Origin of the sequence: Sphingomonas sp. SORGH_AS_0870, assembly GCF_031453175.1 — a bacterium.
Classification (GTDB): domain Bacteria; phylum Pseudomonadota; class Alphaproteobacteria; order Sphingomonadales; family Sphingomonadaceae; genus Sphingomonas.
In genome coordinates this window covers 1577505-1601126 of the sequence record NZ_JAVIYW010000002.1, presented here as the reverse complement: position 1 = coordinate 1601126, position 23622 = coordinate 1577505, and the positions used below count along the sequence as shown (strand labels likewise).

At 69.3% G+C, this 23622-nt stretch carries 23 protein-coding genes; 15 read left to right on the top strand and 8 right to left on the bottom strand.

The genetic code is table 11. From position 1 onward, the window contains the following. Positions 1–7 precede the first annotated feature (7 nt). Together lldD and QE363_RS08005 are read right to left on the bottom strand one after the other, a co-directional pair. Positions 8–1189: an FMN-dependent L-lactate dehydrogenase LldD gene (gene lldD, locus QE363_RS08010; RefSeq protein ID WP_309694077.1), complete on the bottom strand. Its 1182-nt coding sequence runs from the start codon at positions 1187–1189 to the stop codon at positions 8–10. 141 nt (positions 1190–1330) lie between these two features. Further along, positions 1331–2209 carry a LysR substrate-binding domain-containing protein gene (locus QE363_RS08005; protein WP_309694074.1) on the bottom strand — a complete coding sequence of 293 codons (879 nt, stop codon included), beginning with the start codon at positions 2207–2209 and terminating at the stop codon, positions 1331–1333. A gap of 103 nt (positions 2210–2312) precedes the next feature. Here QE363_RS08005 and QE363_RS08000 point away from each other — a divergent pair, with 103 nt between their 5' ends. After that, positions 2313–3416 carry an FUSC family protein gene (locus QE363_RS08000; RefSeq protein ID WP_309694070.1) on the top strand — a complete coding sequence of 368 codons (1104 nt, stop codon included), beginning with the start codon at positions 2313–2315 and terminating at the stop codon, positions 3414–3416. A gap of 23 nt (positions 3417–3439) precedes the next feature. Here QE363_RS08000 and QE363_RS07995 read toward each other — a convergent pair whose 3' ends face one another. Next, entirely contained in the window at positions 3440–4141 is a 702-nt protein-coding gene (locus QE363_RS07995; RefSeq protein WP_309694067.1) for an OmpW family outer membrane protein, read from the bottom strand. Positions 4142–4268: 127 nt separating this feature from the next. On the opposite strand from QE363_RS07995, the gene QE363_RS07990 reads away from it, so the two are divergent. Continuing rightward, positions 4269–5591 carry a radical SAM protein gene (locus QE363_RS07990; protein WP_309698146.1) on the top strand — a complete coding sequence of 441 codons (1323 nt, stop codon included), beginning with the start codon at positions 4269–4271 and terminating at the stop codon, positions 5589–5591. Next, positions 5581–6270 carry a Crp/Fnr family transcriptional regulator gene (locus tag QE363_RS07985; RefSeq protein ID WP_309694066.1) on the top strand — a complete coding sequence of 230 codons (690 nt, stop codon included), beginning with the start codon at positions 5581–5583 and terminating at the stop codon, positions 6268–6270. Before QE363_RS07990 ends, QE363_RS07985 begins: the two co-directional genes overlap by 11 nt. A gap of 1 nt (position 6271) precedes the next feature. Here the strand turns inward: QE363_RS07985 and QE363_RS07980 are convergent, their stop codons facing one another. Both QE363_RS07980 and cydD read right to left on the bottom strand, forming a co-directional pair. Continuing rightward, entirely contained in the window at positions 6272–7873 is a 1602-nt protein-coding gene (locus QE363_RS07980) for an ATP-binding cassette domain-containing protein (RefSeq protein WP_309694063.1), read from the bottom strand. Next, on the bottom strand, positions 7870–9504 hold the full coding sequence (gene cydD, locus QE363_RS07975; protein WP_309694061.1) for a thiol reductant ABC exporter subunit CydD: 1635 nt from the start codon (positions 9502–9504) through the stop codon (positions 7870–7872). Before cydD ends, QE363_RS07980 begins: the two co-directional genes overlap by 4 nt. A gap of 124 nt (positions 9505–9628) precedes the next feature. Between cydD and QE363_RS07970 the strand changes: the two genes are divergently transcribed. The 4 genes from QE363_RS07970 to QE363_RS07955 are packed head-to-tail and all read left to right on the top strand — an operon-like array spanning position 9629 to position 13247. Next, positions 9629–11197 carry a cytochrome ubiquinol oxidase subunit I gene (locus tag QE363_RS07970; protein WP_309694058.1) on the top strand — a complete coding sequence of 523 codons (1569 nt, stop codon included), beginning with the start codon at positions 9629–9631 and terminating at the stop codon, positions 11195–11197. 16 nt (positions 11198–11213) lie between these two features. Beyond that, a complete protein-coding gene (gene cydB, locus QE363_RS07965) occupies positions 11214–12353 on the top strand; it encodes a cytochrome d ubiquinol oxidase subunit II (RefSeq protein ID WP_309694056.1) in 1140 nt (379 codons plus the stop codon). A gap of 12 nt (positions 12354–12365) precedes the next feature. Then, a complete protein-coding gene (cydX, locus tag QE363_RS07960) occupies positions 12366–12482 on the top strand; it encodes a cytochrome bd-I oxidase subunit CydX (RefSeq protein ID WP_307104256.1) in 117 nt (38 codons plus the stop codon). A gap of 57 nt (positions 12483–12539) precedes the next feature. Beyond that, entirely contained in the window at positions 12540–13247 is a 708-nt protein-coding gene (locus tag QE363_RS07955; protein ID WP_307104255.1) for a Crp/Fnr family transcriptional regulator, read from the top strand. Positions 13248–13254: 7 nt separating this feature from the next. On the opposite strand, the gene QE363_RS07950 is transcribed toward QE363_RS07955, so the two are convergent. Next, positions 13255–13791, bottom strand: coding sequence for a hypothetical protein (locus tag QE363_RS07950; protein ID WP_309694054.1), 537 nt, complete (start codon positions 13789–13791; stop codon positions 13255–13257). 84 nt (positions 13792–13875) lie between these two features. Then, on the bottom strand, positions 13876–14913 hold the full coding sequence (locus QE363_RS07945; protein WP_309694051.1) for a GAF domain-containing protein: 1038 nt from the start codon (positions 14911–14913) through the stop codon (positions 13876–13878). A gap of 186 nt (positions 14914–15099) precedes the next feature. On the opposite strand from QE363_RS07945, the gene adh reads away from it, so the two are divergent. From adh to QE363_RS07905, 8 genes are all read left to right on the top strand, one after another. Then, positions 15100–16611 carry an aldehyde dehydrogenase gene (adh, locus tag QE363_RS07940; protein WP_309694048.1) on the top strand — a complete coding sequence of 504 codons (1512 nt, stop codon included), beginning with the start codon at positions 15100–15102 and terminating at the stop codon, positions 16609–16611. Positions 16612–16680: 69 nt separating this feature from the next. Continuing rightward, entirely contained in the window at positions 16681–17715 is a 1035-nt protein-coding gene (locus tag QE363_RS07935; RefSeq protein WP_309694046.1) for a zinc-dependent alcohol dehydrogenase, read from the top strand. Between the two features lie 50 nt (positions 17716–17765). Continuing rightward, positions 17766–19280 (top strand): acetyl-CoA hydrolase/transferase family protein, encoded by a 1515-nt coding sequence (locus tag QE363_RS07930; RefSeq protein ID WP_309694043.1) that lies wholly within the window; start codon positions 17766–17768, stop codon positions 19278–19280. Between the two features lie 23 nt (positions 19281–19303). Further along, positions 19304–19843 (top strand): GNAT family N-acetyltransferase, encoded by a 540-nt coding sequence (locus QE363_RS07925; RefSeq protein WP_309694041.1) that lies wholly within the window; start codon positions 19304–19306, stop codon positions 19841–19843. A gap of 176 nt (positions 19844–20019) precedes the next feature. Beyond that, positions 20020–21267 (top strand): GTP-binding protein, encoded by a 1248-nt coding sequence (locus QE363_RS07920; protein WP_309694038.1) that lies wholly within the window; start codon positions 20020–20022, stop codon positions 21265–21267. After that, positions 21264–21827 carry a superoxide dismutase[Cu-Zn] gene (sodC, locus tag QE363_RS07915; RefSeq protein ID WP_309694036.1) on the top strand — a complete coding sequence of 188 codons (564 nt, stop codon included), beginning with the start codon at positions 21264–21266 and terminating at the stop codon, positions 21825–21827. Before QE363_RS07920 ends, sodC begins: the two co-directional genes overlap by 4 nt. A gap of 10 nt (positions 21828–21837) precedes the next feature. Beyond that, on the top strand, positions 21838–21978 hold the full coding sequence (locus tag QE363_RS07910) for a hypothetical protein (RefSeq protein WP_309694034.1): 141 nt from the start codon (positions 21838–21840) through the stop codon (positions 21976–21978). Further along, the gene (locus QE363_RS07905) at positions 21971–23137 is read left to right on the top strand and encodes a GTP-binding protein (RefSeq protein WP_309694031.1); all 1167 of its coding nucleotides are present in this window, start codon (positions 21971–21973) and stop codon (positions 23135–23137) included. Before QE363_RS07910 ends, QE363_RS07905 begins: the two co-directional genes overlap by 8 nt. Before the next feature lie 51 nt (positions 23138–23188). Here the strand turns inward: QE363_RS07905 and QE363_RS07900 are convergent, their stop codons facing one another. Further along, positions 23189–23617, bottom strand: coding sequence for a hypothetical protein (locus tag QE363_RS07900; protein WP_309694029.1), 429 nt, complete (start codon positions 23615–23617; stop codon positions 23189–23191). Positions 23618–23622: the final 5 nt, after the last annotated feature.

The window sequence follows — 23622 nt, the reverse complement described above, 5'->3', positions numbered from 1 at the left end:
CCGCCTTTCACCCGCCGCCCCGGAGTGCCTCCGACCGGCCCTGTACCGAGGACGGCAATCCGGCGAGACTGTCTCGGGTGATCGCGCCGGGACGGTCGGCCCCGATCAGGGTCATCGTCACCCGCATGTCCGCCGCGATCAGGTCGAGCAGTTCGCTCACCCCCCGCTGCCCCCGCGCCGCCAGCGCATAGATATAGGCCCGGCCGAGCAGCACCGCATCCGCGCCCAGCGCCATCATGCGCACCACGTCGATCCCCGAGCGCACGCCGGAATCGGCCAGCACCGCGATCGCTCCGGCGACCGCATCGGCGATGGGGGGAAGCGCCGTGGCGGTGGGCATGGCCCCGTCGAGCTGCCGCCCGCCATGGTTGGACACGATGATCCCGTCCGCCCCGAAACGGACCGCCTCGCGCGCGTCGTCGGGATCGAGAATGCCCTTGAGGATCAGCGCGCCCTTCCAGTCCTGGCGCACCCATTCCAGATCGCGCCAATGGATGGAGGGGTCGAAGTTGCGCGCCAGAAAGCCGGTATAGTCGGCCATGCTCATGGAATGGCCGACATAGGCCTCGATATTGCCGAAGGAGAGCGGGCGGCCGCGCAATCCCACATCGACCGCCCAGCGCGGATGGCGGAGCGCCTGGGCATATTGGCGCAGCGTCGCGGCGGGCCCGGCCATGCCGGAGCGCCGATCGCGATAGCGCGAGCCAGGCGTCGGCATATCGACGGTGAACACCAGCGTCCGCATCCCCGCCGCCCAGGCCCGGTCGAGCGCGTTGCGCATATAGCCGCGATCCTTGAGCACATAGAGCTGCGACCAGAGCTGCCCCGGTGCGTCGCGCGCCACCTCCTCGATCGATGCGACCGAGACGGTGGAGAGGGCATAGGGAATGCCCGCAAGGCCCGCCGCCCGCGCCGCCTGCACCTCGCCGCGCCGGGCATACATTCCCGTCGCCCCGACCGGCCCCAGCGCGACCGGCATCGCCCATGGCTGGCCCAGCACCGTCACCGCCAGCGACGGGTCCGCCGCGCCCTTGAGGACCCGCTGGCGCAGCGCCACCCGCTGCAGGGCGTCGACATTGCCGACCATGGTGGATTCGGTGACGGCACCGCCATCGATATAGTCGAACAGGAAGCGCGGCAGGCGGCGCCGGGCCGCCTCGCGGAAATCCGTGGGCGCGGAAATGATCATCGAAAGACCTCGCTTGACGGGTCACCGACCCGGTAAGCGACGAAAATAGGCCACGGGCCGGGTTGCGAAAAACGAAAGCTCCGACTGGCCTCCATTCCCAAATCGACTGGCCCAGACGGATCGCCGCTCCGGTTGACCGCTCTAATCCGCCTGGTCGGCCACCATCTGCAACCAGGCGCGCGCGGCGTGCGACAGGAAGGCGCCGTTGCGCCAGACCATCGCCAGCCGCCATTCGATATAGGGTTCGGTCACCAGGACGCCGCAGATACGCTCCGCATCGACCTGGTCCACCAGCAGCCGGGGCAGAAAGGCGATGCCGATCCCCGACGCGGCCAGTTCGAGGATGAATTCCACCTCGCTGCTCTGGACCGCGATATTCGGCTTGAACCCATGGCGGTGGCACGCATCGACCACCATGCGATGCAGCACGAAGCTGTCGGAAAACAGGATGAACGGCTCGTCGCGCAAGGCGTCGAGCGACAGCGATCCGGCCTTGGCCAGCGGATGATCGCGCGCCATCACCGCCATCACCGGATCGCGCCAGACCTCCTGGCTATGCCATTCCGGCGCGCTGGGATCGACCGTCGCCGCCAGCTCGATCTCGCCGGTGCGCACCATGTCGAGGAGCTGGTCGCCGCCATGCTCGCGCAGTTCGATGGCGATGCCCGGATAAGTCCGGCGATAGCGGGCCAGCATCGGCGCGAAGATCCGCGCGCTGCCGACCGGGGGCAAGCCGATCCGAAGGCTGCCCCGCTGCAATCCGCGTATCTCGTCCAGTTCGACGAGCAGGTCGCTCCGTTCCGCCAGCAGGCGCGCGGCGCGCGGATACAGCGCCTCGCCAAAGGTGGTCAGCTTCACGCGCGGGCCGATCCGGTCGAACAGCGGCGCGCCGAGTTCGTCCTCCAGCTGCTTGACCGCCTTGCTGACCGTGGACTGCGTCGCGAAGATCGTCCTGGCCGCCTGCGAAAAACTGCCCTGGCGAACCACTTCGACAAAGGCGCGTAGCGTTCGGAACTCCATGTCATTCCTTTAGGGAATAGCGCCCATGCCAACAAGTCGCTCCAGGCGTGACCGCAAAACGGCTATCGGGGCGTGTTCCCCTCGGTTATCCAAAGAGCCCGTCGTGCCCGTGCCGCCCCCATCCGTCCCTGCCCGTGATCGGGCGATCGCCCGCCGCCTCGCCGCCGGGCTGGCGCGTCGTGGCATACAGTTCCGCGCGGGCGAGTTCGCGCTGCTGGAGGGCGCATCGGGCAGCGTCGCGGTGCTGGCGATGATCCTGTGGGCGCAGGCGTCCCATCGCCCGGCGGATATCTGGGGGGCCTATGCGGCGTTCTGGGCCTGTTTGGCGGACAATCGGCTCCATGCCGCGTCGCGCCTGCGGGCCATGGCATTGTTCGTCATCGGCGGCGCGGTGCTGGCGACCGCCATGACGGCCATGGTGCATCCCGCCCTTCCGCTGACCGCCACGCTGGCGGCGGTGGCGGTCGCGGCGATCACCTTTGTCGCCGGTCGGTCCTATGGCATGGCCACGGTGGGCATGCTGCTGGGCGTCGTGGTGGTCGTGGCGGCGGAATGGCCGGTCGATGCGGCAGGCCCGATGGCGGTCGGCATCGCGTTCCTGGCCGGTGGGGGCCTGGCGCTGCTGCTTCGGATCGGCAGCGTCTATGTGCTGGAGCGGCCAAACCGTGACCGCGATGCGGCACGCCCCGCCCCGCCCGAGCTTCCCTCGACCCGGTCGGCGCGGCTTCATGCCGCCAGCGCCGGTGTCGCGGTGTTTACCTGTTTCCTGGCGGCGCATGGCCTGGGGCTGGCCTATCCGCAATGGGCGACGATGACGGCGGTGGTCGTCATCACGGTCAATATCCGCACCTCGTCCTGGCGCGCGGTCGAGCGGATCGCGGGGACGCTGATCGGGACCGCGATCGTGATGGTCCTGATCGGCCACGCCAACGGCCCGGTCGCGCTGGAGGCCCTGGTGCTGCCGCTGGCCGCGCTGACGATCGCGCTGCGTGCGGTCAACTATACCATCTTCGTCGGATGCGTGACGCCCTTGTTCGTCGTAATCGCCAAGATCGCTCTTCCCCTGCAAAGCGCGGGCGCGCCCCAGGCCCGCGCCGTCGATACGATCGTGGGCACGTCGATCGCCCTCGTGATCTGTACGCTGATCGCGGGGCTCGTGCGATGGATCGACACCAGGCGCGGCCCCGCGCCCTCAGCCCGCCGATAGGCCTCGACGCCGACCGGCCATCCTCACAGGCGCAGCCCCAGGCCGACCCCGAAGACCAGCGGGTCCAGCGAGACGTTCACCCGCTGGCGGCCCAGCGCAGCATTGTCCAGCCGCGCGGTGGTGTCGATATCGATATATTTGACGTCGAGGTTCAGAAAGACCCGGCGGGTGAGGTCCATATCGACGCCCGCCTGCACCGCCCAGCCTGCACTTTCCTTCAGATGGACCCTGGTCGGCCCCACCGCGCTTTCCAGCCCGTCCGAAGCCGCCTCGTTCCAGAAGATCGTATAGTTCACGCCCGCACCGACATAGGGCCGGACATGCCGGGTCGGCGTGAAGTGATATTGGACGGTCAGGGTCGGCGGCAGGACCCAGGTGGAGGCGAGCCTGCCGATACCGCCGGTCGTGCCCCGCACCCCGCCGATCGCATGCTTCGTGGTCGAGGCGATCAGTTCGACGCCGATATGGTCGGTCGCCATATAGGTCGCGTCGACCTCCGGCATCACGCGGTCGTCGACCTTCACCGGCTCTCCGGGGAAGGCGGGCAGGATGCTGCCCGACCGCTCATTGGGTGCGACGAGGATGGCGCGGGCGCGGAGCAGCACGTCCCCGGCGCGAGTCCCGACCCGAGCGTCGCGTTCCCCGCTATCCTGCGCCCATGCCGACGTACCGATTCCCGTCGCGGCGAGCGCGAAGAGGGTGGCGGCGGTTCTGATGACGGTCATCCCATGTCTCCTGCGAGGCTGTGGGCGTCGGAATAGGAGCACCCCCGCCCCGCCGCCTTGACCATCGACAAGCGCCGGTTTGACGGCGGTCAAAGGCATGCGCGCACCGCCGGGGCACGACATGGGCATGTGGCCCTATCATCCCGATCTGCTCGCCCGGCCCGTGCCGCGCTACACCAGCTATCCCACCGCCGCCGAGTTCGGCGACCATGTGGGCCATGCCGACATGGCGGCGGCGCTCGACACGGTCGGGGCGGACGAGATCGTGTCGCTCTATCTCCACATCCCCTATTGCCGGGCGATCTGCTGGTATTGCGGGTGCAACACCGGGGCGGCGAACCGGACCGCGCGGCTGGACGCCTATCTCGCGCGGTTGCACGCCGAGATTGATCTGGTGGCCGCCAGGCTGAAGGGACGCGGACGGATCGCCCGGATCGCCTTTGGTGGCGGAAGCCCCAATGCGATCCCGCCCGCCGCCTTCACCGCGCTGGTCGGCCATCTGCGCGCCGCCTTCTCCAGCCAGGGCGCGACGCTGTCGCTGGAGATCGATCCGCGCGGTTTCGATGCGGACTGGGCGAGCGTCATCGCGGAAACCGGCGTCGCGCGGGCCAGCCTGGGGGTGCAGACCTTCGACCCGGCACTTCAGGCGGCGATCGGTCGGGTCCAGCCGCGCGAGCAGATCGTCCGCGCGGTCGCCCTGTTGCGCGCCGCCGGAGTCGGATCGATCAATTTCGACCTGATGTACGGCCTGCCCGGCCAGGACGATGCGACGCTGGCCGCGACGCTCGAGGAGGCCATCGCGCTGGCCCCGGAACGGTTGGCGGTGTTCGGCTATGCGCATGTGCCGCACCTGATCCCCCGCCAGCGCCGCATCGACGCACGGGCCCTTCCGGGTGCGGCGGCGCGTTTCGACCAGGCGGCGCTGGCGCATGACCGGCTGACGCGTGCAGGCTATCGCGCCATCGGCTTCGATCATTTCGCGCAAGGCCATGATCCGCTGGCGCGCGCGGCGGCGAACGGACGGCTGCGCCGCAATTTCCAGGGCTTTACCGACGATCCCGCCGACATCGTGATCGGCCTGGGCGCCAGCGCGATCAGCGCCTTTCCCGACCGCCTGCTCCAGAACGCCAAGAATGCGGGGGCATGGCATCAGGCGATCGGCGCGGGTAGGTTCGCGACGACGCGCGGCCTTCATCGCGGGGCCCTGGAACAGCGCCGGGCTCGGGCGATTGCGGACGTGCTGTGCCACGGCGTCGCGGACCTCGATGGCCTGCCCGAGCGGACCGCCATTCGCGAACGGCTCGGTCGGTTCGAGCAGGTCGGGTTGATCGCCTGGGACGGGGCGTGCCTGCGGCTGGCGGCGGAGGCCCTGCCCTATGCTCGCACCATCGCGGCGGCCATCGATGCCTGGCGCAACGAGGACGATACCCGCTTCAGCCATGCTGTCTGACCTTCCGCCGCGCTGCGCGGCCTGTGCCGGGCGGAGCATGGCGCTGTGCGACGGTCTGGACGAGGCCGCGCTGGCCGCGATCCATCATATCGGTCACCGCCGTTGGCTGCGTGCGGGGCAGGCTTTCGGCTGGATCGGCGATCCCGCGCGCCATTGCGCGCATCTCGTCTCGGGCGTGCTGAAGGTGACGCGCATGCAGGCGGATGGCGGCATCCAGATCGTCGGCCTGCTCTATCCCGGCGATTTCGTCGGCACGCTCTTCGCCGACCGGTCCGCCGATGCGATCACGGCGCTGGGTGATGCCGATCTGTGCGTCTATCCGCGCCAGGCGCTGGAGGAGATGCTGGTCCGCCATCCCGCCGCCGGGCGACTGCTGCTGCGCCGGACGCTGGCGACCTTGGGCGAGGTGCGGCGCTGGATGCCGATGCTGGCCCGCGCCCGCGCCGATGCACGGGTGGCCGCGCTGCTGCTCGACATGGCGCGGCGCTGCGGGGCGGAGGGCGACGGCATGTTTCGCCTGCCCCTGTCACGCGGCGCGATGGCGGAGGCGCTGGGCCTGGCGGTCGAGACGGTCAGCCGCCACATGACCGCCCTCCAGAATGACGGGGTGATCCAGCTTTGCGGTCTGCGCGGCGTGCGCCTGATCGACCGGACGCGCCTCGCCATCGTCGCGGGTTAGCTCAGGCGGCGGATCGGCGGGACGCATCGTCCGCCGCCCATTGCCGCTCGCACAGCGCGCTCAGCACGGGGCGATGGCTGACGAGGATCATACCCTGCCCGGTCCGCTCCAGCCGGGCGGCAAGGCGACGCGCGACCTCCGCCGCGACATCGGCGTCCAGCCCCTCGCCCGGTTCGTCGAGCAACAGCCAGGGCGCATCGCCCAGATAGGCGCGGGCCAGCGATAGCCGCCGACGCTCTCCGCCCGACAGTCGCGCGCCATCGTCGCCCAGCCAGCTGTCGAGCCCGTCCGGCAAGCCCCGCACCACCGCATCCAGCGCCGCGTCGCCCAGCGCCTGCCACAGGCGATCCTCGGTCGCATGCGGGTCGGCCATGTGCAGATTGTCGCGAACCGTGCCCGCGATCAGCATCGCCTCCTGCGGCGCCCAGGCGAAGAGCGCACGCAGCGTCGCGGGCGGCAGATCGGCCGCATCCCGGCCATCGATCCCGATCCGGCCGGACCGTAGCGGACGCAGCCCCAGCAAGCCTTCGACCAACGTCGTCTTGCCGCAGCCCGATGGCCCGGTCAGTGCGATCCGGCTACCCGGCATGAACCGGTCGCCATCGAGGACGAGGATCGCCTGGCCGCGCGATCCGACAGCGGGACGCGGTTCCGCCGCCGCACCGAAGACCGCATCCAGCCGCGCCTCCGCCTCACGCAGCCGCCCCCTTTCGGTCGACGCCCGCAGGATCGGCGCGAGACCGTCGACGGTCATCGCCGCCGCCAGCGCCGCGAGCGCGGCGACCGGCGCACCGGCGTCGAGCGACAGCATCAGGGCCGACGACGCCGCCACGGCCACGCCGGTCGCGTGCAGCGCCTCGAACCGCGCGGCGACCGCGGCCTGCCGGATCTGCGCTTCGGCCAGGCGATCGCTCGCCGCCGCGACGCGCGCGGCCGCCCAGTCCTCCAGCGCGAAGCAGCGCAGTTCCGCCGCCGCGCTTCCCAGCATCGCCACCTCCTCGCGCAGCGCGCCCGTGGCCCGTTGCACCGCGCGGCCGGGCTGCTCCAACCGGCCCGCGCCATGAAGGGCCAGGGCCAGGACGCCCCCGGCACAGGCCAGCGTCGCCACCATCGCCGGCCAACCGCCGAGCAGGGTCAACGCCGCGCCCGCCATGACCGCCGCGACGGCGCCCCACGGCCCCGACAGACGGACGAAGCGCCATTCCACCGCATCGACATCGCCGATCAGCCGCGCGGTCGCCTCGCCCCGTCCCAGCGCCAGCGCGACCTGGGGCGGGGCGGCGGTGATCGCGCGGTAGAGCGCGGGCCGCAGCCGGGCGAGCGCACCGAACGCCGCGCCATGGCTAGCCAGCCGCTCGCCATAGCGCGCGCTGGTCCGCACGATCGCCAGCAGGCGGATCGCGGCGGAGGGCAGCATATAGTTGAACGCCTGCGCCGCCACGATCCCGGCCCCGCCCGCCAGCGCGGCGGCGGTCAGGAACCAGCCCGACAGCGCGAGCAGCAGCACCGATGCGGCCGCCACCGATGCGGCACAGCCACCCGCCCGCCACAGACGACGACGCTCGTTCCGGCGTTCGGCGGCGATCCATGTGCGAAGAGTCATGCGGCAGGTCCCAGATGGATGACGCGCGTCGCGATGGCGGCGAGCGCGGGGCTATGGGTGGCGATCAGCGTCGTGCGCCCACGCGCCGCCCCGCCGATCGTCCGGATCAGCGCGGCTTCGGCCACCGCGTCGAGATGCGCGGTCGGCTCGTCGAGCAACAGGAAGGGCGCGGGGTTCAACAAAGCACGGGCCAGGGCGATGCGCCGCCGTTCGCCGCCCGACAAACCGCTTCCCCGCGCATCGAGCGGCGCATCCAGGCCGCCCGGACGACGGCGGAGCATCGGCATCAGCCCCGCCACGACGACGGCCCGTTGCAGTGCCAGCGGCGTGGCCTCGGGATGGGCCAGCAACAGATTTTCGCGGATCGTGCCCGCGATCAGCAACGGATGCTGGCCGACCCAGCTCGCCTGCCCCGCCAGCGAAGTCAGGGCCACGCCGCCCATCTCGACCGTTCCGGCCGATAGCGGCGCGAGGCCCAGCAACAGATGCAGCACGCTGGTCTTGCCGCTGCCCGACGGCCCCAGCAGCGCCACCGTCTCACCGGCCCCGACGGACAGGGAAAGACGCGAGACGGCGGGCGCGTCGCTGCCGGGATAATGGATCGTGACGTCGCGCAAGGTCAGCACCCCAGCCGCCGCCGCGACCGGAACCACGCGCGCCGGCCCGCCCAGCGGCATCAGCGTCTCGGCGGCGGTCTCCGCACCTTGCTTGTCATGATAGGCGGCAGCCAAGCGGCGCATCGGCGCATAGAATTCCGGCGCCAGGGCCAGCACGAAGAAGGCGCGCGGCAAGCTCAGCGTCTCGGGGGCCGCAAAGGGCAGCAGGCCGAGCAGCGAGAAACCGCAATAGACCGCGACCAGCGCGACCGACAGCGCCGCGAAGAATTCCAGCGCGGCGGACGACAGGAAGGCGATCCGCAGGACCCGCATGGTCCGCTCCGCCAGTTCCTGCGCGGCGGCGCCGATCGCCTGGGTCTCGCGCGTCTCGGCGCGGAAGGCCAGCACGACGGGCAAGGCGCGCACCCGGTCGGCGAAACGCGCCGACAGACGATGCAGCGCAAGGAACTGCCGCCGCGACTCGTCCGCCGCCGCGCCGCCCGCCAGGATCATCGCCGCGACGAAGGGCAGCAGCGTCGCCGCCAGAATGACGGCCGCGACCGGGCTGGCACAGGCCGTCGCGGCCAGGACCAGGATCGGCGCGATGGCGGCGGCCCGGCGTGCGGGCAGGAAACGGGCGACGAACCCGTCCAGCGCCTCGACCGCATCCACGGCCTGCGTCGCCAGCTGGCCGCTGTCCATCGGCATGCCCGCCTGCCGAAACAGGGCGGCGGCAATGACGCGCCGCCGTTGCGCCCGCTTGACCAGTCCCGCCCGCGCGGCCCCCTGTCGCACGGCCAGCATCGCGAACCACCCGCGCGCCATCCCCATGCCGATCGCGAGCAGGGCCCAGGGCAGCACCGCCCCCCGGTTCGCCACCGCCGCCACGCCCCCCGCGATCCCGGCCGCAAAGCCGATGGCGGCCAGCGTATCGAGGAGCAGCAGGCCCGGCGTCCCGTCACGGCCCGCGGCCGCATCCTTCAACCAGCGGCTCCGCATCCGGGCGGTCGGGGCATCATGGGCGATCGTCGTCATGCCGCGACCGTCGCAGCGGCATGGGCGGGCGTCTTTGACCGCGGTCAATGTCGGGGGTCGGGCCAGGGCGTAGCGAATCCGCGGACAAGGGGCCGGGGGGCGGCTCCTTTTATGGAGACATGCCATGGACCCCGGGGTCGTCGACCTGTCGCGGCTGCAATTCGCGGCCACCGCCTTGTATCATTTCCTGTTCGTGCCGCTGACTCTGGGCCTGTCGATGATGCTGGTCATCATGGAATCGGTCTATGTCATGACCAATCGCCCGGTGTGGCGGGTGACGACGCGCTTCTGGGGCAAGATCTTCGGCATCAACTTCGTGCTGGGGGTCGCCACCGGGCTGACCATGGAGTTCCAGTTCGGCACCAACTGGTCCTATTTCTCGCACTATGTCGGCGACATCTTCGGCGCGCCGCTGGCGATCGAGGGGCTGATGGCCTTCTTCCTGGAGGCGACGTTCGTCGGGCTGATGTTCTTCGGCTGGGACCGGCTGTCGAAGCTGGGCCATCTGATCGTCACCTTCCTGGTGGCGCTGGGCACCAATTTGTCGGCGCTGTGGATTCTCATCGCCAATGGCTGGATGCAGAACCCGGTCGGCGCGACCTTCAATCCCAACACGATGCGGATGGAGGTCGCGGACTTCGGCGCGGTGCTGTTCAATCCGGTGGCGCAGGCCAAGTTCGTCCATACGGTCAGCGCGGGCTATGTCTGCGCCTCGGTCGTGGTGCTGGGCGTGTCGGCCTTCTGGCTGTTGAAGGGACGGTTCGTGTCCGTGGCGCGCCGGTCGATGACGGTGGCGGCGGCGTTCGGCCTCGCCTCCTCGCTGTCGGTCGTCGTGCTGGGCGACGAGAGCGGCTATGCGCTGACCGACAACCAGAAGATGAAGCTCGCCGCGATCGAGGCGGTCTGGCACACCGAACCCGGCCCGTCGGGGCTGACGCTGTTCGGCCTGCCCGACATCAAGGCGCATGAGACGCGCTACAAGGTCGAGATCCCCTGGGTCCTGGGCCTGATCGCGACGCGCAGCCTGGACGGCACGGTGACGGGCATGTCCGAACTGGTGCTGAAGGCGCAGGAGCGGATCGCATCGGGCGTGATCGCTTATGACGCGGTGCAGCGGCTGAAGACCGATCCGCAGGACCGGACCCAGCGGGCGCGGTTCGAGGCGCATAAGCGCGACCTGGGCTATGCGCTGCTGCTCAAGCGGCAAATGGCCGATCCGCGCAGCGCGACGCCGCAGCAGATCGAGGCGGCGGCATGGGACACGGTGCCCGATGTGGGTCTGCTCTTCTGGAGCTTTCGCATCATGGCGGGGATCGGCTTTGCGATGATCGCGCTGTTCGCGACCGCCTTCGCCCTGTGTTCGCTGCGGATGCACATGGATGCGCGCTGGTTCCTCAAGCTGGCGGTGGCGGCGATCCCGTTGCCCTGGGTGGCGATCGAGCTGGGCTGGCTGGTCGCCGAACTGGGGCGACAGCCCTGGGCGATCGAGGGCGTGCTGCCGACCTTCCTCGCGACCAGCTCGCTGTCGCGCGGCGCGCTATGGACCACGCTGGCGGGCTTCACCGCGCTGTACGGCGTGCTGGCCGTGATCGAGGTCCGGCTGATCCTGGCCGCCATCGCGCACGGGCCGGAGGAACGGGACGACCAGCCCGGCCCCGGCCCGATCCCCGCCGCCATTCCCGTTGCCGCCTGAGCCGAAGGACTGGGATATGTTCGATTACGAGATGTTGCGCCTGATCTGGTGGGCGCTGCTGGGTATATTGCTGATCGGCTTCGCGCTGACCGACGGCTTCGACCTGGGGGTCGCCGCCCTCCTGCCCTTCGTCGCGCGGAACGATGCCGAGCGGCGGATGGTCATCAATTCCATCGGGCCGACCTGGGAGGGAAACCAGGTCTGGTTCATCCTGGGCGGCGGGGCGATCTTCGCCGCCTGGCCCTTCGTCTATGCGGTCAGCTTTTCGGGCTTCTACCTGGCGATGTTCCTGGTCCTCGCCGCGCTGATCCTGCGGCCGGTGGGGTTCAAATATCGCAGCAAGCGACCCGATCCGGCATGGCGCACCCGCTGGGACTGGGCGCTGTTCGTCGGCGGGCTGGTGCCCGCGCTCGTCTTCGGCGTGGCGGTCGGCAACGTCCTGCTGGGCGCGCCCTTCCGCCTCGACAGCGATCTGCGCGCCTTTTACGACGGGACGCTGCTGGGCCTGTTCACGCCGTTCACGCTGCTGTGCGGGCTGTTGTCGGTGGCGATGCTGGTGCTGCACGGCGCGGCGTGGCTGTCGATCAAGGTCGAGCACGGGCCGGTCCACGACCGCGCCCGGACGTTCGGGACGGTGGCGGCGATCGCCGCGATCCTGCTGTTCGCGGGCGGTTTTGCCTTCGTCGCCTGGGGCGGCATGGGCTATCATGTCGTCGGCACGGTCGATCCTCTCGGCCCGTCCAATCCGCTGCACATGACGACGGAAGCGGCGGGCGGCGCGTGGCTGGACAATTATGGCGCCTATCCCTGGATGACGGCGCTGCCCATTCTGGGCTTTGCCGGGCCTGCGCTGGCCCTGATCGGTATCAGGACCAAGCGCGAGAGCGTCGCCTTTGCCGGGTCGTCGCTGGCCGCGACGGGCATCATCGCCACGGTCGGCTGTTCGATCTTCCCCTTCATCCTGCCCTCCAGCATCGACGCGCATAGCAGCCTGACGGTCTGGAACGCCTCGTCCACGCAGAAGACGTTGGGCATCATGCTGTTCGTCACCATCGTCTTCCTGCCGATCGTGCTGGCCTACACCGCCTGGGCCTACCGGGTGATGTTCGGCCGCGTGACGGCGGATGCGGTGCGCACCAACCCCGACTTCTACTGAAAGGCCCCGTCCATGTGGTATTTCTCCTGGGTCCTCGGCCTCGGCCTGGCCATCGGCTTCGGCATCCTCAACGGCATGTGGCATGAATTCCATTTGCCGCAGGAGGAGGATGTGTCGCCGCGACACTGACGGATGGGACAATCCGTCCGACGACAAGGGATCATGGCCATGCTATCGGGCAAGGCCATGATCCCGAACGACGTTTGTGCCGACTGCGCGGTGCGCGACCGGGCCCTGTGCGGCAGCCTCGACGATCGCGAGCTGATCGCGCTCAACACGATAGGCCAGCGCCGCCATGTCGCGCGGGGCCAGACCATCGCTTGGGCGGGTGACGAGGCAGTGCTCTGCGGCAACCTGCTGTCGGGGGTGCTGAAACTGGTCGCCGCCACCGCCGACGGGCGCGAACAGACGGTCGGCCTGCTCTATCCGGCCGATTTCTTCGGACAGCCCTATGCGGGCGATGTCGACTTCACCCTGACCGCGCTGACCGATGCCGAGCTTTGCGTCTTTCCGCGTGTCGCCTTCGAGCGGGTGCTGGAGGATCACCAGCGCATGGAGCGGCTGTTGCTCCAGCGGACCTTCGAGTCGCTGAACGAGGCGCGCGGGCGGATGCTGGTGCTGGCGCGCCAGTCGGCGGGGGAGAAGCTGGCCGGGTTCCTGCTCGACATGGCGGCGCGCGCCGGAGCCGGCGGGTGCCGGGCCAGCCGCGACGGGCCGCTCACCTTCGACCTGCCGCTGACGCGCGGACAGATCGCCGACGTGCTGGGCATGACGATCGAGACGGTCAGCCGCCAGCTGACCCGGATGAAGCAGAGCGGGATCATCGGCCTGCCCGGCGGCCGGGCCATCACGATCAGCGACCGCGACGCCCTGGCCGCCCGCGCCGCGGCCTGAGAGGCGGTCAGGCCGCGACGTTGTCCGCCAGCGCCTCGACCAGCAGCGCGCGGGCCTCGCGCGTCAGGCGGTGCCCGGCCAGGGCGATGATGGTCAGCTGCTCGAAATCGACCGCGCGGCGGCACCCGGTGAAGAAACAGCGCAGCATATGGCCAAGCGCCTCGGGCCCCATGGTGGCATCCGCACCGTCAAAAGCCTCGATCAGATCACGCGCCGCCGCGCCGTCCGCCATGTGCCGATGCCGGACATGGTCGAGCAGCGTCCAGGCGAGCGGATCTTCATGCCCGTTGAGCAGCATCGCCGCCAGATAATCGCCATCGACCCGCTCCCCCTTCGCCACCAGCCCCTGCAAGGCCGTCAGGAATGCCGCCGTCATCGGCGCGTCGGGCCGCTCCGGCAGGCCGTCCGCGATCGCCTCCGCCTGGTCGCACAGGGCCAGGCGACGGCGATGTTCCTGGATCAGCCGGACCAGGTCGATTTCGTGGATGACGTGCCAGCGACGCGCGAACGGCACGACGCTGCCTTGAAGCGGGTTGCGGTCCATCGCGCAGGGTCTCCTTCGTCGCCCTCGTGACGCAGGGCAGCGTCGCCGACATTGACGATGGTCAAACGCGGGCGCCCGGCCCCTTCAACGCTGGCGGGCGAGATGCCGGTGGATCGTGCTGCGGTGGACGCCCAGTTGCCGCGCCGCCGCCGAGACATTGCCGCCATGGGCCGCCAGCGCCGCGTCGATCGCCTCCGCCCGGTCATCCGCCAGAGGACGCGCGACCGACAGCTCGATGCCGCCGCTTCGCGCCTCCGCATCCCAACCGCCGATCAGCGTCGCGCCATTGGCCAGGCGCAACTGCCCCTTCGCCGCCTGGCCGCGCATGTCGACCAGCTCGCCGAGCGCGGTGTCGTCCAGCGCCTCCCAGCTGCGCCCGACCAGCGACAGGCCGCGCCGGTTGGCCGCGACGAGCCGGTCGTCGCGAAACACCAATATCCCCTCTCGCGCCGTGCCCAGCATCGCCGCATCGTCATGCATGCGCAGCACGCGGCAATCCGCAAAGCCGGTGCGGAACAGCCGGTGCTCGATCTGGTCGACCGCCAGGCGGATCAGCCCGAGCGCATGCCCGTGCCCGCTGACCGAAGGGCCGGAAATGTCGAGCGCCCCGACGATCGCACCGCGCGGATCGAGGATCGGCGTCGCGGCGCAGCTCAGCACCGCATGTTCGGCGAAGAAATGCTCGCCGCCATGCACCGCGATCGGGCGACGCTCGGCGATGGCGGTGCCGATCGCATTGGTGCCGGTGCTCGCCTCGGTCCAGGACACGCCGGGCCGCAGCGCCACCTGCGCCGCCCGCGACAGGAAGCCGGTGTCGCCGATGGTGTCGAGGATCATGCCGTCGGCATCCGCCAGGATCACGACGCTGCCCGTGTCGCGCGCCTCGCCCGCCAGCATCTCCAGTTCGGGGCGGCAAAGGCGACGCAGCGACTCGCGACGCTGGCGCAGGGCATGGAGTTCGCCCTCGGTCAGCGGCCCGCCGTCGCGCAGCCGCCCCTGCGCCAGCCCCATGTCGGTGCAGCGCAGCCAGGAGCGCAGCACCGGCTGGCGCACGCTTTCGAGCGGCAGCTGCCCCTCGTCGAAATAGGCTCGCCGGCCCTGTTCTATCCCGGCGCCGTCCATCGCCGCATCCTTCTCCGACTGTCGCAAAGTGCGACACCGGCGCGGCTTTCGCGTCGCGCCGTGCGACACATGCTACGCCTTGCCGACGGAAAGTCCATCGGCGCCGCGCATCTCGTCGCGGATCACCTTGCCCCGCGCACCGCACAGGCAGAGCCTTGGCGTCATAACAGACCAAGGAGAGGTTCCATGACGATCCAGGAAAGCATCAAGGCCCGCACCGCGCCGTTCAAGGAACGCTATGCCAATTTCATCGGCGGGCGCTGGGTCGATCCGGTCGACGGACGCTGGTTCGACAACCGATCGCCGATCGACGGACAGGTCATCTGCCAGGTCGCGCGCAGCCAGGCGGCCGATATCGAACTCGCGCTCGACGCCGCGCACAAGGCCAAGGACGGCTGGGGCCGCACCAGCGTCGCCGAGCGGGCGCTGATCCTCCACCGCATCGCCGACCGGATGGAGGAGAATCTCGGCCGCCTCGCCACCGTCGAGACCTGGGACAATGGCAAGCCGATCCGCGAGACGACCGCCGCCGACCTGCCGCTGGCGATCGACCATTTCCGCTATTTCGCCGGATGTATCCGCGCGCAGGAAGGCGGGATTTCGGAGATCGACCACGACACCGTCGCCTATCATTTCCACGAGCCGCTGGGCGTCGTCGGGCAGATCATCCCGTGGAACTTCCCGCTGCTGATGGCCTGCTGGAAGCTGGCGCCCGCGCTGGCGGCGGGCAATTGCGTGGTGCTGAAACCCGCCGAACAGACCCCGGCGTCGATCATGGTACTGGCCGAACTGATCGCCGACCTGCTGCCCGAGGGCGTGCTCAACATCGTCAACGGATATGGCGTCGAGGCGGGCAAACCGCTGGCGCAGAACCCGCGCATCGCCAAGATCGCCTTTACCGGCGAGACGACGACCGGGCAGCTCATCATGTCCTATGCGTCGGAAAACCTGATCCCGGTGACGCTGGAGCTGGGCGGCAAGAGCCCCAATATCTTCTTCGGCGACGTCGCGGCCGAGGATGACGATTATCTGGACAAGGCGATCGAGGGCTTCGCCATGTTCGCGCTCAACCAGGGCGAGGTCTGCACCTGCCCCAGCCGCGCGCTGGTCCACGAATCCATCTATGACCGCTTCATGGAAAAGGCGGTCGCGCGGGTCGAGGCGATGATCCAGGGCGATCCGCTCGACCCCGCCACCATGGTCGGGGCGCAGGCGTCGCAGGAACAGATGGACAAGATCCTCGGCTATCTCGACATCGGCCGCGACGAGGGCGCGAAGGTGCTGACCGGCGGCACGCGCAACCGGCCCGAGGGGCTGGAGGGCTATTATGTCAAGCCGACGGTGCTGAGCGGCAACAACCGGATGCGCGTGTTCCAGGAGGAGATTTTCGGCCCCGTCGTCTCGGTCGCGACCTTCAGGGACGATGAGGAGGCGCTGCGCATCGCCAACGACACGCTCTATGGCCTGGGCGCGGGCGTGTGGACGCGCGACGGCACCCGCGCCTATCGCATGGGCCGCGCGATCCAGGCGGGGCGGGTGTGGACCAACTGCTATCACGCCTATCCCGCCCATGCGGCGTTCGGCGGCTATAAGCGCTCGGGCATCGGGCGCGAGACGCACCGGATGATGCTGGATCACTACCAGCAGACCAAGAATCTGCTGGTCAGCTACTCGGCCAAGAAGCTCGGCTTCTTTTGACCGCGGTCAAGGCGGGGATCGGCCGCCGCGCCCATCCCCGGCCTATCCTCATTCGACAGGAGAAACACCATGGCGAAGACGATGAAGGCGGCGGTCGTCCGTGCGTTCGGCGAACCGCTCAGCATCGATGAAGTCCCCGTTCCCGAAGTCGGCGACGGCATGATCCAGGTCGCGATCCAGGCGTCGGGCGTCTGTCACACCGATCTGCACGCGGCCGAGGGCGACTGGCCGGTCAAGCCCAACCCGCCCTTCATTCCGGGGCATGAGGGCGTCGGCTATGTCTCGGCGGTCGGCAAGGGCGTCAAGCACATCAAGGAGGGCGACCGGGTCGGCGTGCCCTGGCTCTACACCGCCTGCGGCCACTGCGTGCATTGCCTGGGCGGGTGGGAGACATTGTGCGAAAGCCAGCTCAACACCGGCTATTCGGTCAATGGCGGTTTCGCCGATTATGTCATCGCCGACCCCAATTTCGTCGGCCACCTGCCCGCCAATATCGGCTTTACCGAGATCGCGCCCGTGCTGTGCGCCGGGGTCACGGTGTATAAGGGGCTGAAGATGACCGACACCAAGCCGGGCGACACGGTCGTCATCTCCGGCATCGGCGGCCTGGGCCATATGGCGGTGCAATATGCCGTCGCGATGGGGCTGAACGTCGCGGCGGTCGATGTCGACGATGCCAAGCTGGACCTGGCCCGCCGTCTGGGCGCGAAGGTCACGGTCAATGCGCGGACGGAAGCGGACCCGGCGGCGGCGATCAGGCGCGAGACGGGCGGCGGGGCGCAAGGCGCGCTGGTCACGGCGGTCAGCGAAAAGGCGTTCGCGCAGGCCGTGGGCATGATGGCGCGCGGCGGCACGGTGGCGCTCAACGGCCTGCCGCCCGGCGACTTCCCGCTCAACATCTTCGGTCTGGTGCTGAACGGCATCACCGTGCGCGGGTCGATCGTCGGAACCCGGCTCGACCTTCAGGAGTCGCTGGACTTCGCGGCGGACGGCAAGGTCAGGGCGACGGTTTCCACCGCGCCGCTAACCGAGGTCAATCACGTGTTCGACCGGATGCGCCAAGGGCAGATCGAGGGCCGCATCGTCCTCGACCTCGCCGCCTGACATCAGGGCGGGCGGCGGTTTCGGCGCCGCCCGCCGCTTTGGGAGTGACAATGACCGATCGTATCGCCTGCCCGACCCTTCGTTCGCGTATCACCGATGCCGATAGCGCCGCCGCCCTGATCCGCCCCGGCGAGACGGTGGCGACGAGCGGCTTCACCGGATCGGGCTATCCCAAGGCCGTGCCGCAGGCGCTGGCGCGGCGGATGGCGGCGGAGCATGCCGAGGGGCGGCCCTTCCGCGTCAACCTGTGGACCGGCGCCTCGACCGGGCCCGAACTGGACGGCGCGCTGGCGGCAGTCGACGGCATCGCGCAGCGCCTGCCCTATAGCGGCGATCCGGTCGCGCGCGAGAAGATCAATCGCGGCGAGATCGACTATCTCGACATGCATCTCAGCCAGGTCGCGCCGATGGCGTGGGAGGGGGTGCTGGGCACGCTCGACACCGCGATCATCGAGGTGTCGGGCATCCGCGCGGACGGCTCGCTGATCCCCTCCTCCTCGGTCGGCAACAACAAGACCTGGGCCGACCGCGCCAAGCGCGTCATCCTGGAGGTCAATCGCTGGCAGGATGCGGCGCTGGAGGGGATGCACGACATCTATTACGGCACCCGCCTGCCGCCCGACCGCGTGCCGATCCCGCTGGTGCGGCCCGACGACCGCATCGGCACGCCCTATCTGGCCTGCGATCCCGACAAGATCGTCGCCGTGGTCGAGACGGACGCGCCCGACCGCAACCTGCCCTTCGCCGCGCCCGACGATACCGCGCGCGCCATTGCCGGGCATATCATCGAGTTCCTCGCCCATGAGGTGTCGCGCGGCCGCCTGCCCCCTGCGCTGCTGCCGATCCAGTCGGGGGTGGGCAACATCGCCAATGCCGTGCTGTCGGGGCTGATCGACACGCCCTTCGAACCGATGACCGCCTATACCGAGGTGATCCAGGACGGGATGCTCGACCTGCTGGACGCCGGCAAGCTGCGCATGGCCTCCGCCACCGCCTTTTCGCTCAGCCCGCAGGCGGCGGCGCGGCTGAACGCGAACATGGCGGGCTATCGCGATCGCATGATCCTGCGCCCGCAGGAGATCAGCAACCATCCCGAACTGGTCCGCCGCCTGGGGTGCATCGCGATGAACGGCCTGATCGAGGCGGACATCTATGGCAACGTCAACTCGACGCTGGTCATGGGATCGCGCATCCAGAACGGCATCGGCGGATCGGGCGATTTCGCGCGCAACGCCTATGTCTCGATCTTCATGACCCCCTCGACCGCCAAGGGCGGCAAGATTTCCGCGATCGTGCCGCAGGCGGCGCATGTCGATCACATCATGCAGGACGTGCAGGTGATCGTGACCGAACAGGGGCTGGCCGACCTGCGCGGCCTGTCGCCCCGCCAGCGCGCGCGGGCGGTGATCGAACGCTGCGCGCATCCCGATTACCGCCCCCTGCTCGCCGACTATGCGCTGCGGGCCGAGGGCGGTTCCTATGGCCTTCATGCACCCTCGCTGCCCGCCGAGGCGTTGTCCTGGCATCGTCGTTTCATGGAAACGGGAACGATGCGGCCATCTTGACCATGTCGAAGGTCGCCCCGACCATGAAGGCACCCAGTCAGGAGGACAGGATGATGATCGCGGATACCGAGTTGCTCGTCACTCGCCATGGCGTGCGGCTGCACGTTCGTCCCACGCGCGAGGAGGACGAGGCCGCGCTGGCCGAATTCTTCGCGCGCGTCTCGCCCGAGGATTTGCGCTTCCGCTTCCTGACCAGCGTTCGGCAGGTCAGTCACGAGCGGCTGACCGGGATGATCCGCGCCAACGATGCCGCCAGCACCAGCCTGATCGCCCTGGCCGATGACGGCTCGGTGCTCGCGGCGGCGATGCTGGTGGGCGACGCCGCGACCAAATCGGCCGAGGCGGCGATCGCGATCCGGCATGACCGAAAGGCGCAGGGCATCGGCTGGACGCTGCTCGACCATCTGGTCGGCCATGCCAGGCAGAAGGGATATCGCACGATCGAGGCGCTGGAGGATCGCGACAACCGGTCCGCCATCACCCTGGAACGCGAAATGGGTTTCGAGCCCCATCCGGTCGAGGGCGACCCCATGCTGATCCGGCTGAAACGCACCATCGTCTGACCGAGAGGCCTGCGGATCGCCCGTCAGGGGCGGCGATCCGCGGCGGACCTACCCGCCCTCACCTTCCCGTCGGCAGGGTCGATCGCCACCCATGCGACGGCGGCCTGGGTCAAACGCTTTGACTTGCCACGCCTCAATGACGTAATGATACATCATATCAATGATGAGAGCTTGGTATGAACAGCGCATTTTCGATCGTCGAGACCGGGCAGGCCCGCCTGCCGGTGACCGTCCTGTCGGGCTTTCTGGGGGCGGGCAAGACCACGCTGCTCAACCATATCCTGGCCAATCGCGAAGGGCGGCGCGTGGCGGTGATCGTCAACGACATGTCCGAGGTGAATATCGACGCCGATCTGGTGCGCGGCGGCGATGCCACGCTGTCGCGCAGCGAGGAGACGCTGGTCGAGATGACCAATGGCTGCATCTGCTGCACGCTGCGCGATGACCTGTTGCAGGAGGTGCGCGCGCTGGCCGAGGCCGGGCGGTTCGACCATCTGGTGATCGAGAGCACCGGCATCTCGGAGCCCTTGCCGGTCGCCTCCACCTTCTCCTTCCGCGATGAGGCGGGGCAGTCGCTGGGCGATGTCGCGCGGCTCGACACGATGGTGACGGTGGTCGACGCCATCAATCTGCTGAAGGACTATTCGAGCCAGGATTTCCTCGCCGATCGGGGCGAGTCGCTGGGCGAGGAGGACACGCGCAGCCTGGTCGGCCTGCTGGTCGAACAGATCGAGTTCGCCGATGTGGTGGTGGTCAACAAGGCGTCGTCGGTGTCCGCCGAACAGCTCGCCACCGTCAAGAAGCTGGTCGCCAGCCTGAATGCCGATGCCCGGATCATCGCCTGCGACCAGGCGCGCGTTCCGCTGGATGCCATTCTCGACACCGGCCTGTTCGACGAGGAAAAGGCCGCGCAGCATCCGCTCTGGGCGAAGGAGCTGTACGGCTATGCCAGCCATGTCCCCGAAACCGAGGAATATGGCATTGAGAGCTTCGTCTACCGCGCGCGCGCGCCATTCGATCCGGTCAAGTTCCATGGCTTCCTGACCGATGGCGGACTGGATCATGTCGTGCGGGCCAAGGGGCATTTCTGGCTGGCGACCCGGCCCGACTGGGTCGGCGAACTGGCGGTCGCGGGCGCGCAGACGATGACCGCGCGCCTGGGCCGCTGGTGGGCCAGCATCCCGCGCAACCAATGGCCCGACGACGACCGTTTCGAGCGTTTCGTCGCGGGCCATTGGAACGAAATCTGGGGCGACCGGCGGCAGGAACTGGTCTTTATCGGCATCGGCATGGACGAGGCGCGGATCCGCGCCCGGCTCGACGCCTGCCTGTTGCCGGTCAAGGCGTTCACGCCCGACCTGTGGATGGGCCTGCGCGATCCCTTCCCGGCCTGGGGCGAGCGCGCGCTGGAAATGGCCGAATGAGCCGGATCGCGACCGCCGCGCACGCGCTTTCGCGCCTGCCGATCCACGCATCGCTGGTCTGCGCCCTGCCGCTCATGCTGACGCTGACCGCCCCGGTCACGGCGACCGAACCCCAGGCGAGCCCGATCCTCGCCGCCGACGGCACGCGCCATGGCAGCGTCAGCGTGCGGGATACGGCGTCGGGCGTGCTCCTGCGGATCGAGGCGACCGGCCTGCCGCCGGGATGGCACGGCATGCACTTCCACGAGAAGGGCGATTGTTCCAGCGCGGGCTTCACCTCGGCGGGCGGCCATGTCCATGCCGCCAAGCCGGTCGTGCACGGTTTCCTGGTGCCGGGCGCCAATGACGCGGGCGATCTGCCCAACCTGTTCGTCCGGGCGGACGGCAGCGCCACCGTCGAGCTGCACTCCACGCTGGTATCGATGACCGGCGCGGGCGGACGTCCCGCGCTGAACGATGCCGACGGCGCCGCGCTCGTCATCCACGCCGATCCGGACGATTATCGGACCCAGCCCATCGGTGGCGCGGGCGCGCGCATCGCCTGCGCCGTCCTTCGCTGAGCCGTTCCGCATGACGCTTTTCCACGACGGCGCGAAGTCCGACCCGTTCACCCCCGACAAGGATGAAGACATGATCCGCAAGGCCGGTACTCCGGCAATCGCGCCGTTTTCCGGCGCCCTCGCTCGGCGGGGAAGGATCGCCCATGGCTGAGTCGCATCCGGCGCTGTTTTCCGGCCCCGAGTCGCTGATCCCCGTTTCGGTGCTGACCGGCTTTCTGGGCAGCGGCAAGACGACCCTGCTCAACCAGCTGGTGCGCGCGCCGCAGATGAGCCGCGCGCTGGTCATCATCAACGAGTTCGGCGCGGTCAGCCTGGACCATGATCTCATCGCCCGGTCGAATGACGATCTGGTGGTCGAGATGATCGGCGGGTGCCTGTGCTGCACCGTCCGGGGCGACCTGGCGCGCACCCTGCGCGATGCGCCGTGGCGCTTCGCCCGCGATGGCCTGTGCTGGTTCGACCGGGTGGTGATCGAGACCACGGGCCTCGCCGACCCCGCGCCGATCCTCCACACGCTGATGACCGACCATCGGCTGCGCACGCTTTACCGGCTCGACGGCGTGATCGCGACGGTCGATGCGGTCAACGGCATGGCGACGCTCGACGCGCAGGAAGAGGCGGTCAAGCAGGCCGCCGTCGCCGACCGCATCCTCCTGACCAAGACCGACCTCGTCTCTCCGCAGGACCAGCAGGCCCTGACCGGGCGGCTGCGCGCGCTGAACCCCGCCGCGCCGCTGATCGTGGCGGTCAACGGCGCGGTATCGCCGGACGTGCTCTTCGACGCCGGTCTCTACAATCCCGAGACCAAGAGCAACGATGTCCGCCGCTGGCTGGCGGCCGAGGCCTATGACGATCCGCACCATCATGGGCACGACCATCATCATCACGGGCACGATCACGACCATCACGACCATGACCATCATCATGACGTGAACCGGCATGACGATCGCATCCGCGCCACCTGCCTGACCTTCGACGAACCGTTGAAGGCGCATGCGTTCGAGCGCTGGCTCGATGTCCTGGCCATGTTCAAGGGGCCGGACATCCTGCGCATCAAGGGCATCGTCAATCTGGAGGACGAACCGAACCCGGTGGTGATCCACGGCGTGCAGCATGTCTTCCACCCGCCGGTGGTGCTGGACGCCTGGCCGTCCGACGACCGGCGCACCCGGCTGGTGTTCATCACCCGCGATGTCAGCGCCGACGAACTGCGCGGCACGCTGGCGCTGATGACGCTGGGACTGGACTGTTTCGGGTTGCAGGGCCTGGTCGAGGATGTTCCCGCCTCCGGCCTGCTTGGCGTTCCATAGCCCGCCCTCCCCTGGCCGCCCCGTTCATCGCGGGCGCCCAGGGCGCGACGGTCACTGGAGTCCGTATCCTCGCGGCGCGCCCAGCGTCATCGCCAGCATGATGCGCGTCGAACAGATGGCGCAGTCGAGCGCGCTGGCCGCGCCCTTGTTGCAGTCGATACAGGCGCGGCGGCGCATCGATCCGTCCAGCAGCCCGAGCAGCAGGCATTCGTCGTCCGACCGCGCGCACTCCCCCACATCGATGCAGCGGCCGAGCGCGGCCTCGCACAAGGTCAGATAGCTGTCGAACACCGGCGCCAGCATCTCGCAGCGATGCGGGGCCAGCATGCGGTGCAACGCCTGTTGCACCGGCCTGCCCCCGTCACGCGCATAGCGCCAGCAGCGCGCGGCGGCCGTCAAAAGCCCGGCGGCATCGGGGGCCGCGCCCATCGGCGCTGGCGGGTTCATGAGGCTTTCCGCTCGCTTCGGACATGGGCTCATGCCGG